At 46.6% G+C, this 14,844-nt stretch carries 16 protein-coding genes; 5 read left to right on the plus strand and 11 right to left on the minus strand.

The features are described from left to right. Positions 1–15: 15 nt before the first annotated feature. Entirely contained in the window at positions 16–1,338 is a 1,323-nt protein-coding gene (locus tag G8759_RS27375) for a serine hydrolase domain-containing protein (RefSeq protein WP_167215620.1), read from the plus strand. Between the two features lie 37 nt (positions 1,339–1,375). Next, entirely contained in the window at positions 1,376–1,804 is a 429-nt protein-coding gene (locus tag G8759_RS27380; RefSeq protein ID WP_167215623.1) for a nuclear transport factor 2 family protein, read from the plus strand. A 35-nt stretch (positions 1,805–1,839) separates the two neighbouring features. On the opposite strand, the gene G8759_RS27385 is transcribed toward G8759_RS27380, so the two are convergent. The 3 genes from G8759_RS27385 to G8759_RS27395 all read right to left on the minus strand — a co-directional run bounded on the left by G8759_RS27385 (position 1,840) and on the right by G8759_RS27395 (position 4,840). Beyond that, a complete protein-coding gene (locus tag G8759_RS27385; RefSeq protein WP_162391095.1) occupies positions 1,840–2,355 on the minus strand; it encodes an acyl-CoA thioesterase in 516 nt (171 codons plus the stop codon). Between the two features lie 257 nt (positions 2,356–2,612). Continuing rightward, the gene (locus G8759_RS27390) at positions 2,613–4,031 is read right to left on the minus strand and encodes an FG-GAP repeat domain-containing protein (RefSeq protein ID WP_232073966.1); all 1,419 of its coding nucleotides are present in this window, start codon (positions 4,029–4,031) and stop codon (positions 2,613–2,615) included. Between the two features lie 386 nt (positions 4,032–4,417). Continuing rightward, positions 4,418–4,840, minus strand: a complete 423-nt coding sequence (locus G8759_RS27395) for a T9SS type A sorting domain-containing protein (protein WP_167215630.1) — start codon at positions 4,838–4,840, stop codon at positions 4,418–4,420. A gap of 429 nt (positions 4,841–5,269) precedes the next feature. Here G8759_RS27395 and G8759_RS27400 point away from each other — a divergent pair, with 429 nt between their 5' ends. Together G8759_RS27400 and trxA are read left to right on the plus strand one after the other, a co-directional pair. After that, positions 5,270–6,139, plus strand: a complete 870-nt coding sequence (locus G8759_RS27400; RefSeq protein WP_167215633.1) for a sterol desaturase family protein — start codon at positions 5,270–5,272, stop codon at positions 6,137–6,139. Between the two features lie 120 nt (positions 6,140–6,259). Next, positions 6,260–6,604 (plus strand): thioredoxin, encoded by a 345-nt coding sequence (gene trxA, locus G8759_RS27405; RefSeq protein WP_162391103.1) that lies wholly within the window; start codon positions 6,260–6,262, stop codon positions 6,602–6,604. Between the two features lie 159 nt (positions 6,605–6,763). Here trxA and G8759_RS27410 read toward each other — a convergent pair whose 3' ends face one another. The 5 genes from G8759_RS27410 to sufB all read right to left on the minus strand — a co-directional run bounded on the left by G8759_RS27410 (position 6,764) and on the right by sufB (position 12,201). Further along, a complete protein-coding gene (locus G8759_RS27410) occupies positions 6,764–8,524 on the minus strand; it encodes a pyruvate dehydrogenase complex dihydrolipoamide acetyltransferase (RefSeq protein WP_167215636.1) in 1,761 nt (586 codons plus the stop codon). Positions 8,525–8,714: 190 nt separating this feature from the next. Beyond that, positions 8,715–9,908 (minus strand): class I SAM-dependent rRNA methyltransferase, encoded by a 1,194-nt coding sequence (locus tag G8759_RS27415; RefSeq protein ID WP_167215639.1) that lies wholly within the window; start codon positions 9,906–9,908, stop codon positions 8,715–8,717. An 85-nt stretch (positions 9,909–9,993) separates the two neighbouring features. Then, positions 9,994–10,269: a hypothetical protein gene (locus G8759_RS27420; RefSeq protein ID WP_167215642.1), complete on the minus strand. Its 276-nt coding sequence runs from the start codon at positions 10,267–10,269 to the stop codon at positions 9,994–9,996. Positions 10,270–10,301: 32 nt separating this feature from the next. Next, entirely contained in the window at positions 10,302–10,544 is a 243-nt protein-coding gene (locus tag G8759_RS27425; protein WP_167215645.1) for a hypothetical protein, read from the minus strand. Between the two features lie 172 nt (positions 10,545–10,716). Then, on the minus strand, positions 10,717–12,201 hold the full coding sequence (gene sufB / locus G8759_RS27430) for a Fe-S cluster assembly protein SufB (protein ID WP_167215648.1): 1,485 nt from the start codon (positions 12,199–12,201) through the stop codon (positions 10,717–10,719). A 141-nt stretch (positions 12,202–12,342) separates the two neighbouring features. On the opposite strand from sufB, the gene G8759_RS27435 reads away from it, so the two are divergent. Further along, positions 12,343–12,999 (plus strand): hypothetical protein, encoded by a 657-nt coding sequence (locus G8759_RS27435; protein WP_167215651.1) that lies wholly within the window; start codon positions 12,343–12,345, stop codon positions 12,997–12,999. 293 nt (positions 13,000–13,292) lie between these two features. Here G8759_RS27435 and G8759_RS27440 read toward each other — a convergent pair whose 3' ends face one another. The 3 genes from G8759_RS27440 to G8759_RS27450 all read right to left on the minus strand — a co-directional run bounded on the left by G8759_RS27440 (position 13,293) and on the right by G8759_RS27450 (position 14,817). Continuing rightward, entirely contained in the window at positions 13,293–14,000 is a 708-nt protein-coding gene (locus G8759_RS27440) for a hypothetical protein (protein WP_167215654.1), read from the minus strand. Between the two features lie 69 nt (positions 14,001–14,069). Beyond that, positions 14,070–14,480 carry a DoxX family protein gene (locus G8759_RS27445; protein WP_317166732.1) on the minus strand — a complete coding sequence of 137 codons (411 nt, stop codon included), beginning with the start codon at positions 14,478–14,480 and terminating at the stop codon, positions 14,070–14,072. Between the two features lie 79 nt (positions 14,481–14,559). Beyond that, complete coding sequence (locus G8759_RS27450; protein WP_167215657.1) at positions 14,560–14,817, minus strand: hypothetical protein; 258 nt, start codon at positions 14,815–14,817, stop codon at positions 14,560–14,562. Positions 14,818–14,844: the final 27 nt, after the last annotated feature.

A 14,844-nucleotide genomic window follows, 5' to 3' on the forward strand; every position in this document is an offset into this window, starting at 1 on the left:
AACTCCGGTTCTTTCATGAAAACATTCGTTTTAACCGGCCTGCTGGCCGGTTTTTTTCTGTCTTCCTCCGCGCAGAATACCACCACGCTCGCTGCATCGGCAAACGGAGCACCCAGGTCTTCTCTTTTGCAGGATGCTCCGGCTGAAACTGTTGGTATGAGTACAGACCGGCTTCAGCGAATGGATGCCGTGATCAACGATTACATCGCTAAGGGGCGTCAGGCGGGTGTGGCAGTACTGGTGGCCCGAAACGGTAAAATCGTTTATCACAAGGCATACGGACAGGATGATATTCAGGCGAAAACGCCCCTCAAACGGGATGCCCTTTTTCGGATTGCCTCACAAACCAAAGCACTGACGAGCATCGGGTTGATGATTTTGTTTGAAGAAGGAAAATTTCTGCTCGATGACCCCATTTCGAAGTACATTCCGGCTTTTAAAAACCCGAAAGTACTTGACAAGTATAACGAGAAAGATACGACGTATACGACCGTTCCGGCCAAACGCGAAATTACCATCCGGCATTTGCTCACGCATACGTCGGGCATCAGTTACCCCGGTATTGGCACGAAAGAAGCGGTTGCGATTTATGCCAAGAATAAAATTCCGAGCGGTATCGGGACACCTGACGGAACCCTTGCCGATGCCATGAACCGGCTGGCAACTTTACCCCTCATTTACCAGCCCGGCGACCGCTGGAGCTACGGTCTCAGCGTTGATGTCGTCGGCTACCTGATAGAAGTACTCTCGGGCCAGTCGCTCGATCAGTTTCTGCGAACACGGCTGTTTGATCCATTGGGCATGAACGACACTTATTTTTATCTGCCCGTTCCGAAGCAGAATCGTCTAACAAAAGTGTATACCGAAGACTCTACGAAGTCTGTTCTGCAAATGCCGTCTCAAAATGGCATATCGGCCGATTATCCAAATAAAATGGGTACATATTATTCTGGAGGAGCTGGTCTGACTTCTACGTTGTATGACTACGCTATCTTTCTGCAAATGATGCTCAACGGTGGCGAATACAATGGTAAACGAATTCTCAGCCCGACAACAGTACGGCTTATCACGACAAATCAGATTGGCACACTGAATCAGGGAGCCAATAAATTCGGATTAGGATTTTCTATCACTTCGGAGAGCAGTGCTGCTCGCTTGCCGGTATCGCAGGGTTCGTATGATTGGGGAGGTTTCTTCGGCACAACCTACTGGGTTGATCCCAAAGAAGGCATTGTCGGTCTACTGTACACCCAGAAAGTCCCGAATAGCTTTGGCGATCTGAACGATAAATTCAAAATACTGGTCTACCAGGCGATCACACAAATGCAGGTAAAATAAGTACGGTAGGAATCCGGCATTCATTTCTTTTTACAGCATGAAATACATCCTTACTCTCTCCCTTTTCTTCCTTGTTCAACTGGTACGAGCTCAGTCGGCCGACGAAAAAGCGGTCATTGCCGCCGAAAAACAACGTTTTGAGGCCCAGGTCAGTAAAAATTATGCGGTACTTGATCAGGTACTCGCCAATGATCTGGTTTATACACATTCAAACGGCAACACCGATACAAAACAGTCGTACATCCAGTCGATCCGCGATGGCAAATCGAAATACGACGCCATTAACGTAGAGGAACAAAAGGTACGTGTGTATGGCAACACGGCCATTATCAATGGTATTTGCATGGTTAAAGCGCTGAATAACGGAGAGACGATCAATACGCACTTAAAGTATACCGATGTCTATGTCCGAAATGGCAAGCAATGGCAGATGGTAACGTGGCAGTCGTTCAAGATGGCACAGTAGTCTAAACCCCATCGGCGTTATCGATGGGGTTTAGCTTATACCTTTAAATACTCCCGCAGTTCAGTTGCGTCCTGCGCGTTCATTCGACCAGCGAGCACCAGCCGTAGTTGACGTCGGCGTAACGCACTCTCGTAACGATCTTTCTCCTCATTCGTTTCGGGTATCACAGCCGGAACTTCGATGGGCCTACCGCTCTGATCAACAGCCACAAACGTATAGAATGCACTGTTTGTGCTAACCCGTATGCCAGCGGGAATATCTTCGGCCCAGACTTCAATAAATACCTCCATCGACGAACTGAAGGCACGGGTTACCTGGGCTTTCATCGTTACAATATTGCCCAGCCGGATCGGTTCAGAAAAAGACACATTATCAACAGAAGCCGTTACGACAATACGATTGGAGTGTTTTTGAGCAGCAATTGCCGCAGCAATGTCCATGAAGTGCAATAATCGCCCGCCCATCAGGTTATTCAGCGTATTGGTGTCATTGGGCAGTACCATTTCGGTCATAACCGTCATGGAATCGCGGGCAAGTTTGGGTTGAGGCATTTTTTCCGTGAGCTATTATCAATAAACAGGTATGCGTTTGTGCAAACCAACTACCGAAAACCGACATGGGCAAGTACGGAACGCAAAGAACATGAAGTTATAGGTCAATCTGGCGAGCTATACCTTTAATCATTTCCACGCCAGATCAGTCAGGAACGTAATTGTGCAGCTACGTATCCATCTCTGCACACGATATGAATAAATCTTGCCCATAAGCCAGGTTGGTTGCCCAAAATGATGTGATTTAATCGGTAAGCCTACCGAATTGTGTTTTCCAGAACAATGACTGAAGGCCCTGTCGATAGCCATTTTTTACCTAGTCCGGTGGTATCACCTTCTGGTATAAAATACACAAATGACCCCAGCACAAGATCAATATCACCATCGGCATCCATGTCACCGGCATCCATTACCACCCATCTTCCCTTCGAGGCTTCAGGAAATGAATAATCGTCAAATTTTAGCTTGCCCTTGTTGTTCAAATAGATAAAGCTTTCCTCCGGATAGCGAAGATAGTCCGGGAAAAACGAAATGGCAGCTATATCCAGATCACCATCCAGATCGTAATCTCGTACCATCGCCTTATAAGCACCATTCAACTGGTAGAAATACGCTTGTTTAAAATTGGATTTCCGGTCATTCAGAAAAATATATACCCCGTGATAATTCTTTAAAATCGGTGTTTTATCGGCATTATCTCCACAAACGTAAACGATATCATCAAAACCGTCTTTGTTAAAATCAGCCAATTCAATATGCTGTGACCCGTTCAGTGGCAGGAAGGTTAGCAGGCGTTTTTCCAGAAATTTACCCGATCCTTGATTTTCATAAAGAAAAACCCCTTCATCGCCCTGCGCCATGAGCACATAAATATCTATCAAACCATCGTTGTTAGCATCCTTAATAATGGCCGTAATCGCACCGGGTTTCTCACGCAGGATACGCTTAGTATACCTTCCTTTTCCATTATTTTCGTACCAGGCCAATTGCCCGGTTTGGTTGCCAAATTCACAGGCTACAACATCCTCAGCCCCGTCCTGATTCAAATCACCATAAGCCATATATACGGGCCGTCGTAAATCTGGAATAGCTATGCTCTCTGGTTTATAGCCTGGTTCCGAGCCGTTTTTCACCAATCGTTGCAATGCACCATTGGGCGCATCAGTTGGAAAAACTCCTTTCCCAACCGTTGTCAGGTATAGCTCATTGGCTTTTTCGTAAAAATGAACAGGCGTTGACTCTAAAGGCATACTATAATTCTCCAGAAGATCGGGGTTCAGAAATGTTAAGATATTGCGTCTGCTTTTTCCATCACTAAATACAATACCTCGATGATCAGGAAGAATTTTGACCATTGTGGTCAATGAGGGCCGGTGAGAAAAGGCCGGTTCCCTGTATTTGAAATGCTTCAGCCCGATCCGAATCTTACTTTTGCGAAGGGGAGGCAAGATCGTATCCGGGGCATTCTCAAGATAATACTGTTCTATTTTGCGCCAGTCAGCTTTTGCCAAAATTGGCCTTTCCGGAAAGATATTGGCATCCCTTACAATTGACCCGCTTAGGCCAGGATCAAACAAACTGTCGGGTCGAAATCCGTTACTGTAGATGCCCATCCGATGCCCCATAGCGGGAAGCACATCTCTCCAATTCGTTTTTGCCAGTAATTCGGGACTCACAAACGCATGGCACCGGCTGCAATGCGCTATCGACAGTTCTTTACCGGAGAGCCTCGAGACAGGTAAATCGTCAAATTCTATTTTGTCACTTTGTCTTTTAGCGGTACATGAAATAAGCAGTAGTAAAATACAAAATGGGAGTAGTCGTCTCATATACAAAAAAGCGAATTCGAGCGATTGGCAACTAACTTGGGACAATAAAGCGCAACCCGATTAGAGTCCCAGGGCGAGCCGGGTCGGGACTCGAGTAAAGATAGTTGGTTTTCTTTGCCAGTTGGTGCAGACGAACTCATGCGGGGTCAGCCGCACCGATCAATAAATAAAATACCCCAGCATTCTAGTGCTGGGGTTGAGTCATAGCTGAAAGAACTAAGCGATTATTCTAATTACAGACCACTTACTGCCACTTTAGGCTCTTGTGCGAACGTTAGCGAACGCTTTGTCATTTGTTCCTCTACAACAGGCGTTTGCACCTTAAAGGTTTTTTCTACCGTTTCAGTACCAGTGGTCACCCGAATTGTGTACGTACCATCAGCGACTTCACTTAAATCAAAGAGTTGATTGATCCGTTGCTCCTTTTTAGACAGGTTATTAACGTATAAGGCCTGTTGAGACCCATTAACTAATTCGATACGGGCGATTTTGTCGGTTGCTGGCTTTACTACTACGAGCCAAATTTTAAGCGGAGCTTTTGCTGGAAAAACGGCCATTTCAAGCGTTCCCTGAACAGCCTGTGCGCTTGACGACAGCAGACTACTTACTGAGACGAACAAGATTAGTGCGCCTTTTTGAATTGTGTTGAGAAGCATTATTGTCGATTGGTTGTTGACATGGCAAAAGTAGTTGAAGGGGTTTCGCACTCATAATCAACTGAATAATCATTCTGTAAAGACTATTGCATCAACATCTGGACTAATTTTAATAGGAAGGTGTTTCTTTAACCAAATAAAATTTGGCGCGTCAAAATTGTATTTGGTTATCTGGAGTAACAGGCAAATAGTCGATTTGCCGATCTAGTTTTCGTTTGCGTCGGATTCTACAAGAACTCGCGTGCTGTTATATTATCGAATTGTTAAGCAAGCAGTGGACTACACGTATCGTTTTCGTTTTCGATAAGTAACTCATGTAGCCAATCCATCACCGCCGTCGCGTGATCCAGAACTTACATGAGAAGCTGAAAATATATCTGGCAGGAATCGTATATTTGACTTATAACATCAAATAATTAGACAAAACCTATGGAGCGTTTAGTCGACTACTTTGAGCACATTCCGTCGCTACATCGAAGCTTGATTCTGGTAGGTGGCATCACTATTTTCTGGCTGATCGAAAGTGCAGTTCCCCTGTTTCAGTTTTCGCAGACCGCGCCCGGCTACCGGAAGGTTGCCCATGCAGGCATTAATATTTTCTTTACAGTTACAACAATTCTGGTTAATTTCTGCCTGGCTTTTCTCCTGTTGCGCACCAGCGACTGGGCTGTAGAACATCATGTCGGTTTGTTACAATGGCTGGTTCTGCCACATTGGGCCGAAGCACTTGTCGGGCTGATGGCGTTAGATCTGGTTGGCGCCTGGCTGCCTCACTGGATTCAGCACAAGGTTAAATTTCTGTGGCGATTTCACCTCATTCATCATACCGATACCTACGTCGATACCACCACCGCTAACCGCCACCATCCCGGCGAAAGCGTAATTCGGTTCGCCTTCACAACGCTGGCTATACTAGTTACTGGCGCGCCCATGTGGCTTGTTTTTTTGTATCAGGCTCTGTCGGTGCTTTTGTCGCAGTTTAATCATGCCAATATTGAGTTGCCCCGCTGGGCCGATCGGCTTTTAGGATTGATCATCGTGACACCTAACATGCACCACGTTCATCATCATTATGTTTTGCCAGTTACCAATACGAACTATGGCAATATTTTTCCGTACTGGGATCGGCTGTTTGGCACTTTCCATAAAATGGAAGGCAAAGACATTCAGTATGGTATCGATACGCACCTGAAGCCCCGTGAACATTCGCGTATTGGCAATCTATTGGCGATTCCATTTCAGAAATATCGCCCGCCCGTGGGCGAGTTAACCCCACGCGAAAAAGAATTCCAATCGTGAATTAGTCTATTTATCTTATATTCTATAACAAGTCCGATGGATAGCACAATCCGGAACTAATCCCCCCGAAAACGGTTTATGTGGGAGAAACAAGTTAAACTAAATAAACAGATTTCACTCATGGCAGCAGGATCACATGCCGTCGAAGCGACCGATGCGAACTTCAACGAACTGATTAATTCCGATAAGCCGGTTTTAGTAGATTTTTGGGCCGAATGGTGCGGTCCATGTAAAATGATCGGACCAGTTGTTGAGCAACTCGCTGGCGAATACGAAGGCAGAGCCGTTGTGGCTAAAATGGACGTTGATCAGAACGCCCAGATTCCAGCTAAGTTTGGCATTCGTAGCATTCCGACGTTGATGGTGTTCAAAAACGGCCAATTAGTCGATAAAGTTATCGGTGCCGTTCCACGCAACGTCCTTGAGCAGAAATTACAGGCTGCTCTGGAACCAACAACGGTATAATTCCCCAATAATAGATATAAGAAAGCCCCGCCTGAAGCTCAGGCGGGGCTTTCTTATATCTACAGATCTTCGATACAATGTCGTGCCACGATTTCTACTTCGCTTCGAATAACCGTGGCACGTAAGTCTTGATCTAGTTGGTTTAAATCAAAACCCGATTTAAACCAGCATCCGCATCGGATCTTCGAGCAATTGCTTAACCGTTTGCAGGAAGGAAGAACCCGTAGCGCCGTCAACCACGCGGTGGTCGCAGGAGAGCGTTACTTTCATAACATTGGTCGGCTTGATCTCACCGTTTTCTACTTTCACGGTTTGCTTGATTGCGCCAACGGCCAGAATGCACGAATCGGGCGGGTTGATAATCGCCGTAAATTCTTCGATACCGAACATCCCCAGGTTTGAAATTGAGAATGTACTTCCCTCCCAATCCTTCGGTTGTAACTTCTTGTCCTTCGCTTTAGCGGCCATTTCTTTCACTTCACCCGAAATCGTCGACAGTGTTTTCTGGTCGGCGTTACGAACAACCGGCACTAATAAGCCTTCATCAACGGCCACCGCTACGCCAATATTAACGTATTTGTACTTCCGGATTTTGTCGCCCAACCACGATGAGTTCACATTCGGATGTTGTTTCAGCGCCAGTGCGGCTGCCTTTATGACGAAATCGTTGAACGACACCTTTACAGGGCTGACACCGTTGACCGTTCCGCGCAACTCCATCGCCTTGTCCATGTTGATTTCCATGGTCAGGTAGAAATGCGGAGCCGTAAACAGACTTTCACTCAACCGACGGGCTATCGTTTTGCGCATCTGACTGACCGGCACATCTTCGTATTCGCCTTGTGGCTGGGGAGCAGCGACAGGTGCCGGCGCAGCCTGGGCAGCAGGAGCTGGTGCCGTTGCGGGGGTTGCTGGTTGAGCAGGAACCGGCTTAGCCGCTGGCGTACCCGGAACAAACGATTCAACATCGCTTTTCACGATGCGCCCTTCAGGGCCTGATCCGTGAACCTGAGCCAGATTAATTCCTTTTTCCTCTGCAATCCGTTTCGCCAGTGGCGACGCTTTCAGACGTCCGTTCGATTCAGAAACATCACCTGCTCCACCACCGTATGACAGATCGGTATCGGCGTTAGCAGCTACGCTGGTCTGTGGATTCTGTTGAGCTGTTTGGGAACCACCTTCGCCAGTAGCGGCCTGCTGGCCAGTAGCTTGTGGAGCAGCACCACCATCCAGCAATACTTTAAAGTTGGCACCCTTTTCACCGACAACGGCAATGATATCGTCTACAGCTACTGCTGAGCCTTCTTTCACACCAATGTACAGCAGTGTACCTTCTTCGTAAGCTTCCAGGTCCATCGTGGCTTTGTCAGTTTCGACTTCTGCCAGAATATCACCCGACTTAACGGTATCACCTTCTTTTTTATGCCAGGCTACGATGGTCCCTTCCGTCATCGTATCGCTCATCTTCGGCATCCGAATGATCGATGCATTAACATTCTCTGCCGGGGCAGCAGCAACAGCCTGGGGAGTCGGTAATTGCGTAGCAGTTTCGCCACTGGCTGCCCCGCTCGGCGCTGGAGACGCTCCATTTGACGATGGAGCAGGCGTAGGTTCTTCTTTGGGAGCTGCCGCTTCCTGGCTTCCCCCGCTAGACCCATTCAGCAATGCTTTGTAGTCTTCGCCATCGGCACCAATGATCGCCAAAACACCGTCGACAGGTACTGATGCACCTTTTTCGACACCGATGTACAACAACGTACCTTCTTCGTAGGATTCGAGATCCATCGTTGCCTTATCAGTTTCGACTTCAGCCAGCACGTCGCCGGATTTTACTTTATCGCCCACTTTTTTGTGCCATTCCGCAATGACGCCTTCGGTCATTGTGTCGCTCATCTTGGGCATTCGGATTAATTCAGCCATATCCAGCTAGGGTATATATCGAGTTGTAAAAAGACCGGCCGGGCCGCCGGGGCGGTTGAGGGCCAAAATTAACGGAAAGGGTTCTATGTTGTATCGCCGAACTGAGTTTTCTCTATCAACAATTGATAAAGACATTTCGTTAAGCGCTGAATGCTGTAATCCCGATTTGTTGCATTCGTAAAAAGCAGTCCTATTCAACCCACAATACCAGCCCCTTCAGATAACCACCCTCTGGATGGAATAAGCTCACAGGGTGGTCGGCAGGCTGGCTCAGATGATGTAAAACACGTACTTGCCGACCGGCTTCAATGGCAGCTGCCACGATGGTGTTATAGAACAGTTCCCGATCCACAACCTGTGAACAGGAAAATGTAAACAGGATACCACCTTTTGCCACCCGACGTAGCCCCTCTGCATTCAGTCGTTTGTATCCCTGCACAGCCCGGTGCCTCGCTGACAAACTTTTCGCAAACGCCGGTGGATCAAGCACCACAACATCATACTGATGATCGTGGGCTTTCAAGTAATGCATGACATCTTCGGCATAAGCTTCATGCTTATCTGTTTCACCAAAATTAGCGGCAATATTTTGATTCGTCAGGTCGATGGCCTTCTGCGAAACATCGACCGAATGAACCAGACTCGCCCCGACTTTGAGCGCATATACCGAAAAACCGCCCGAATAACAAAAAGCATTCAATACGTTCTTACCGGGAGCGTATTGCGCCAGCAGTTGGCGATTGTCGCGCTGATCGAGAAAAAAACCGGTTTTTTGCCCTGTAATCCAATCAATCAGAAAGGTATTTCCATTTTCCTGCACCGGATGCGGCACGGGCGTTCGACCATACAGGTAACCGTTTGTAACACTGGCTCCGTATTCGTCGGGAAGTGTATCAGCGCTTTTGTCATATACAGCCTGCAATTCATTCCCAAATACATTTTTCAAGGCTTCGGTAATCAGCTGGCGTTCGCGGTGCATGCCGATCGAATGTGCCTGCAAGACAACAACGCCATTATACATGTCCAGGATCAGGCCCGTGCAGCCATCGCCCTCACCATGAACGAGCCTGTAACAGTTTGTGTCGCCCGTTACAATTGCCTGCCGAATGCTACGGATATGGGTTAATTTGTCAGTCCAGTAGGCTACATCAGGCGTTACGGGCCCACCAGTCGTAGCCCCGAACGAGAAAATACGGATAGCGATACTACCGTCGTGATAATGACCGCTGGCCAGATAATGTCCTTTTCGGTCGAATACTTCAACCACATCGCCGTCTTCAGGGTTTCCTTCGTAACGCCCAATGGCCCGTGAAAAGACCCAGGGATGAAATCGCCGAACGGCTTCATCGCGCCCGGCCTGTAGATATATTTTAGTAAATGACATTCGTGTTCAAAAAACACGACAAAGATACACTAGTGTTCTTTGGTATGGTGCTTTATGAGCAGAACTTCGATTACTTGGGTTATAGTTACTCAAACCGCTCTGTCAGACGGCCAGGATCTTGCCGAACATCGAAAACGGTAAGTATTAAAACGTGCTGAGAGTCAATGATTCGATAGATTCTTTTGTGGTATCCTTCCAACAAATAACGAGGTTTGCCCGGATGATCGAAAAGTAGCGGCTCAATCTGACCTATTTCCAGGAAGCCTTTTTTTAATAAATCAACCCGATCTACAATTCGACTAACAATTCGGTCAGCCAGTGAATTAGAATAAGCAGCATAAAAATCAAAGATGGACTGCAAATCCTCTAGAGAAGGATTTGTCCACGTAATACTTACTTTTTGCTCCACGTAGCAATCAATTTTTTCACATCTTCATGATCGGTCACTTCTCCCTGGCGAGCAGCTTCTTCAGCACGTTCAATTTTACCCAAAAAATTCTCCATACTCATTGGCTGACCTGGATAGTCTGATAATGAAGGAATGTTCAGTAAACTCGCGACTTCACGGAGCAGATGGGCATCGTCCGTTTCGAGGACCTTCTCAATTACTTTAATTTTTTCTTCGGCTACTGTCATAGTATGTTTTATAAGAGGTTCACACCAACCATAATCTAACAAATAAACATAATCGTTTTGTCTGGTTTCAATCAGTATTTCGGCCAGAGAATGTTTACAAATAGCCCCGGTGCTGCAAGCAAAAAAGCCTCCGCGTTTCCGCCGAGGCTTAATCTATAAAGAATTCTTTAAATTACCCTACACTGCCTTCCAGACTGATTGCCAGCAGTTTTTGTGCTTCCACGGCAAACTCCATGGGCAGTTGGTTCAGCACTTCTTTAGCGTAACCGTTGATAATCAGCGCTACGGCCTGTTCGGTTGGAATACCGCGCTGGTTGCAGTAGAACAATTGATCTTCGCCGATTTTAGAGGTTGTGGCCTCGTGCTCAACGGTGGCTGAGGGATTGTTTACTTCCAGATACGGGAAGGTATGGGCACCACACTTATCGCCGAGCAACAGCGAATCACACTGCGAGTAGTTACGGGCATTTTCGGCGCGTTTCATCACCTGCACCAAGCCGCGGTACGAGTTCTGACTCTTACCGGCCGATATGCCTTTCGACACGATCCGGCTCTTGGTGTTCTTGCCGATATGAATCATTTTGGTGCCTGTATCAGCCTGTTGCATGTTGTTCGTGACAGCCACCGAATAAAACTCACCAATTGAATTATCGCCTTTCAGAATTACTGAAGGGTATTTCCAGGTGATGGCTGATCCCGTTTCAACCTGTGTCCAGGAGATCTTGGCATTCGGCCCATCGCAGATACCCCGCTTTGTCACGAAGTTGTAAATTCCGCCTTTGCCTTCTTTATCACCCGGATACCAGTTCTGCACCGTCGAGTATTTAATTTCGGCATTGGCCATCGCAATTAACTCGACTACAGCTGCGTGGAGCTGATTCTCGTCCCGCATGGGCGCTGTGCAGCCTTCGAGATAGCTCACATACGAACCTTCGTCGGCAATGATCAGTGTCCGTTCGAACTGGCCCGTACCAGCCGCATTAATACGGAAATAGGTCGATAATTCCATTGGGCAACGAACGCCTTTTGGAATGTAACAGAACGAACCGTCGGTAAATACCGCTGCATTGAGGGCCGCGAAGTAGTTGTCTTTCGCAGGAACAACTGAACCGAGATATTTTTTTACCAGTTCAGGGTGTTCATGAACAGCTTCGGTAATCGAGCAGAAAATGATACCGCGCTCAGCAAGGTCTTTTTTGAACGTTGTGGCCACTGATACAGAGTCCATTACCGCATCAACGGCTACGCGGGGTAGTTCCGTCTGGCCCGAATCGCCGTCGACAACACCAGCCAGTCGTTTCTGTTCGTTCAACGAAATACCTAGCCGCTTGAACGTATCGAGCAATTCAGGGTCTATCTCGTCGAGAGAATTAACCGTTTTCTTCTGTTTGGGAGCCGAGTAGTACTTAATGGCCTGATAGTCAATCTTAGGATATTTGACATTCGGCCAATGTGGTTCAATCATCTCCTGCCATAACCGAAACGCTTTCAGCCGGTTTTCGAGTAACCAGTCTGGTTCATTTTTCTTGGCGGAAATAAAACGAATCGTGCTCTCATCAAGGCCCATGGGGGCTTCATCAGCTTCGATCAGTGTTTCGAATCCGTATTTATATTCGGCGTTGGTTATGCTTTCTAAAATGTCAGCGTCCTTGCTCATAGTCTCGGTTAGCCGCGTGGTTTGTTGTACCGTTGCGTTATATTTTCAACAAAAGGCCGGGTGGGTATGTTCCGGGCAGGTTGGACAAATATCGGAAACTTTCCGTTATTTCGGGCATTTAGCTAATCTATTCCCTCCAGAATGCGTTCTCCCAAACAATCGATCAACATCGAGCTGCTTCTTGGTGTTTCAGCTACCTTTCTAAGTCTGGCCGCATTAATTGTCTCTATTTTCCAAACCAAGATCGCCCGGGAGCAACAGCAAAAGTCAGTATTGCCCTATTTGCAGATCCGGCACGAGATCGTTGACAATCAAATGACCGTTTTCCTTGAAAATGAAGGGGTTGGTCCTGCTTTTATCAAATCAATCACGACTTCCTATAATAAAAAGAGTCTGGCGGGCTATACTGAATTCCTTCTAGATGCGATGGACGATCTAAGCGTCGATTTAACGGCAATACCCGATGAGCAGTTAACTCAACAGAAGTATGACTCTCTTCTTAAAGCCAATAAGAATATTCGCATTAGTCAGGACTATATTCAGGCCGGGAAAGATGCCGACGTCATCTATGCTGGAAGCGCCGTTAAAGAAGGCGACAACCGAATGATATTTTCCTTTAAAAAAGAGGGCCAAAACGGCGGTCCATTCATTAAATGGATGGAAAACTTACTTATCGACAGTACCTATCAAATTAAGGTTACCTATAGCGATGTATATGACAATTGCTGGCAAATGACCCATAAACTTAATCGGAATAAGGTCGTTCAACTAGCAAAATGCCCTCCTCAACAGCCATAAAAAGCAAGCCAAGATCGAACTGTTATCTGGCCTATCAGCCACGCTTCTGCGTTTAGCGGCTCTTGCTGTCTCTATCTTTCAAACAAAGATTGCCAGCGAGCAACAACAGGTATCGGTATGGCCAAATGCCCAGACTAAAAACAACAAATACCATCACACGGAGTAATGGCATTCGTCATGTTCATTGAGTAAATCAGTTCAGGGCTTTTTCTGGCTCGAAGGTGTGCCACGGTTAGTAGGCTTACGCAAACGAACCGTGGCACGCCTTCGAACCAGCAAAAACTCCAAAATTGTTATTTCACTGTTACTTTAATCTGACTGTAATATAAGGTTGTCAATCCTTCGAATCCGGAATCGGTACCAACCAGCAACCAGAGTTCGCCATTGGCATTACTACGAGCCGTAAAGGGCTTATCGGCATTTGAACGCGTAATGAGTTTATACGCATCTGGCTCATCATCACCAATGCCAACATTTCCCAGCAATATGGCATCCTTACCGTTATCATTCTGAGTTCCTTTATCGATATTGAGCGAATAGAAATCATTTTTCTTTTCTTTTACCGGCTCAACAGCCGAAGCACCAGCTTTCAGAAAAACACTCCCTCCCGGCGAACCACCAATACCAACTGAATTGGTAGGGTATTTTGAGGCTAATTCAATATCGAAAACCAGCGAGTAATCTTTATTGGGCTGTAACCCCGTAACCTTCTTTTTCAGGAACATGAAGGCATCGTCGCTGCGATTCATGCTTTCCAGCATCAACGATTTACGGGTTGTATCTAATGGAGAAGGCAGGCTTTTCCAGCCAGATTTAAACCGCATTGAGGTGTCCTGCGCTACGCCATAATCGACAATGTCGGCTACCCAGCCATCCTGGTCGCGCTGCAAGTTAGATTGATAAGGAAGACCTGGTTGTGATGAAATGTCGTCTTTATTACAAGCGGAAAATGTAAATAAACTGCCCGTCAGAACGGAAACTAACAACAACGTTGATTTCATTATTAACTCGATTTGTTTCCCATACTGAGTCCCGTGTAAACGGAAGCGTTGGAACATCATCGAAAAAAATCAACGATACCGATTGCGGCTACCGCCATCCAGACCGCGTAAGGCCAGGTAAAAAGCTATGACATAGATCATTTGGTTTCCAGCACTAGCCCAATCTTCTTTAAGCGTAGTTCCGAACATTAATATACTAATAATTGCTCCACCAAGCACATAGCCCCATCGACCAAATTGCCCGCCAATCAGAATCAGGACTCCACTGGCGAACTCTAAAAAAGGAAGGGTATACAGAAAAGCATGCGTTAGTATTTCAGGAAGAATTGTTTTGGAAAATCCAGCTCCGGTCTTAGCCACGAACGTTGTCAATTTGGGAATTCGCACAAGACCATGCATGAGCATGTTGATACCCAACCCAATACGCATTACGAGCTGAGCTAATTGATTATTGGTCATAACGTCACTGAAAAGAATCATGAATCGCCTGCACGATTCAGCATAAGTTTTTGCTATAAGAAGCAGAATTCGGCTGATTCACTACCCATTTTTCACTGAATTATTCTTCTTCCTCATACACATCGCCGTCTTCTACTTCTTCTTCGGTTAGTAAATCGTCATTGATTCCATTGGCATCGACATCTGAATCATTCACTTCCGCCTTTTCTGGTTCAGGGCCTTGCGCCCTGACCAGGTCCATATACCCGGCCTGCGGAACACCCGTATTTGCCTCTTCGCCCTGCGCCATTAACTGAGCAACACCCTGATTGTCATCTTCGGCCGCATTATATTCATCTGGATCGTTGTCAGCATTCATCCCGTTTTTATTAATAAGTTATGAAAC

This window comes from Spirosoma aureum (assembly GCF_011604685.1).
Lineage (GTDB): Bacteria > Bacteroidota > Bacteroidia > Cytophagales > Spirosomataceae > Spirosoma > Spirosoma aureum.

Coding starts and splice junctions, on each gene's coding strand:
- G8759_RS27435 (WP_167215651.1), top strand. CDS start 12,343: ATGCGTTCTCCCAAACAATCGATCAACATCGAGCTGCTTCTTGGTGTT.
- sufB (WP_167215648.1), bottom strand. CDS start 12,201: ATGAGCAAGGACGCTGACATTTTAGAAAGCATAACCAACGCCGAATAT.
- G8759_RS27440 (WP_167215654.1), bottom strand. CDS start 14,000: ATGAAATCAACGTTGTTGTTAGTTTCCGTTCTGACGGGCAGTTTATTT.
- G8759_RS27425 (WP_167215645.1), bottom strand. CDS start 10,544: ATGACAGTAGCCGAAGAAAAAATTAAAGTAATTGAGAAGGTCCTCGAA.
- G8759_RS27450 (WP_167215657.1), bottom strand. CDS start 14,817: ATGAATGCTGACAACGATCCAGATGAATATAATGCGGCCGAAGATGAC.
- G8759_RS27375 (WP_167215620.1), top strand. CDS start 16: ATGAAAACATTCGTTTTAACCGGCCTGCTGGCCGGTTTTTTTCTGTCT.
- G8759_RS27380 (WP_167215623.1), top strand. CDS start 1,376: ATGAAATACATCCTTACTCTCTCCCTTTTCTTCCTTGTTCAACTGGTA.
- G8759_RS27410 (WP_167215636.1), bottom strand. CDS start 8,524: ATGGCTGAATTAATCCGAATGCCCAAGATGAGCGACACAATGACCGAA.
- G8759_RS27415 (WP_167215639.1), bottom strand. CDS start 9,908: ATGTCATTTACTAAAATATATCTACAGGCCGGGCGCGATGAAGCCGTT.
- G8759_RS27385 (WP_162391095.1), bottom strand. CDS start 2,355: ATGCCTCAACCCAAACTTGCCCGCGATTCCATGACGGTTATGACCGAA.
- G8759_RS27400 (WP_167215633.1), top strand. CDS start 5,270: ATGGAGCGTTTAGTCGACTACTTTGAGCACATTCCGTCGCTACATCGA.
- G8759_RS27395 (WP_167215630.1), bottom strand. CDS start 4,840: ATGCTTCTCAACACAATTCAAAAAGGCGCACTAATCTTGTTCGTCTCA.
- G8759_RS27445 (WP_317166732.1), bottom strand. CDS start 14,480: ATGATTCTTTTCAGTGACGTTATGACCAATAATCAATTAGCTCAGCTC.
- trxA (WP_162391103.1), top strand. CDS start 6,260: ATGGCAGCAGGATCACATGCCGTCGAAGCGACCGATGCGAACTTCAAC.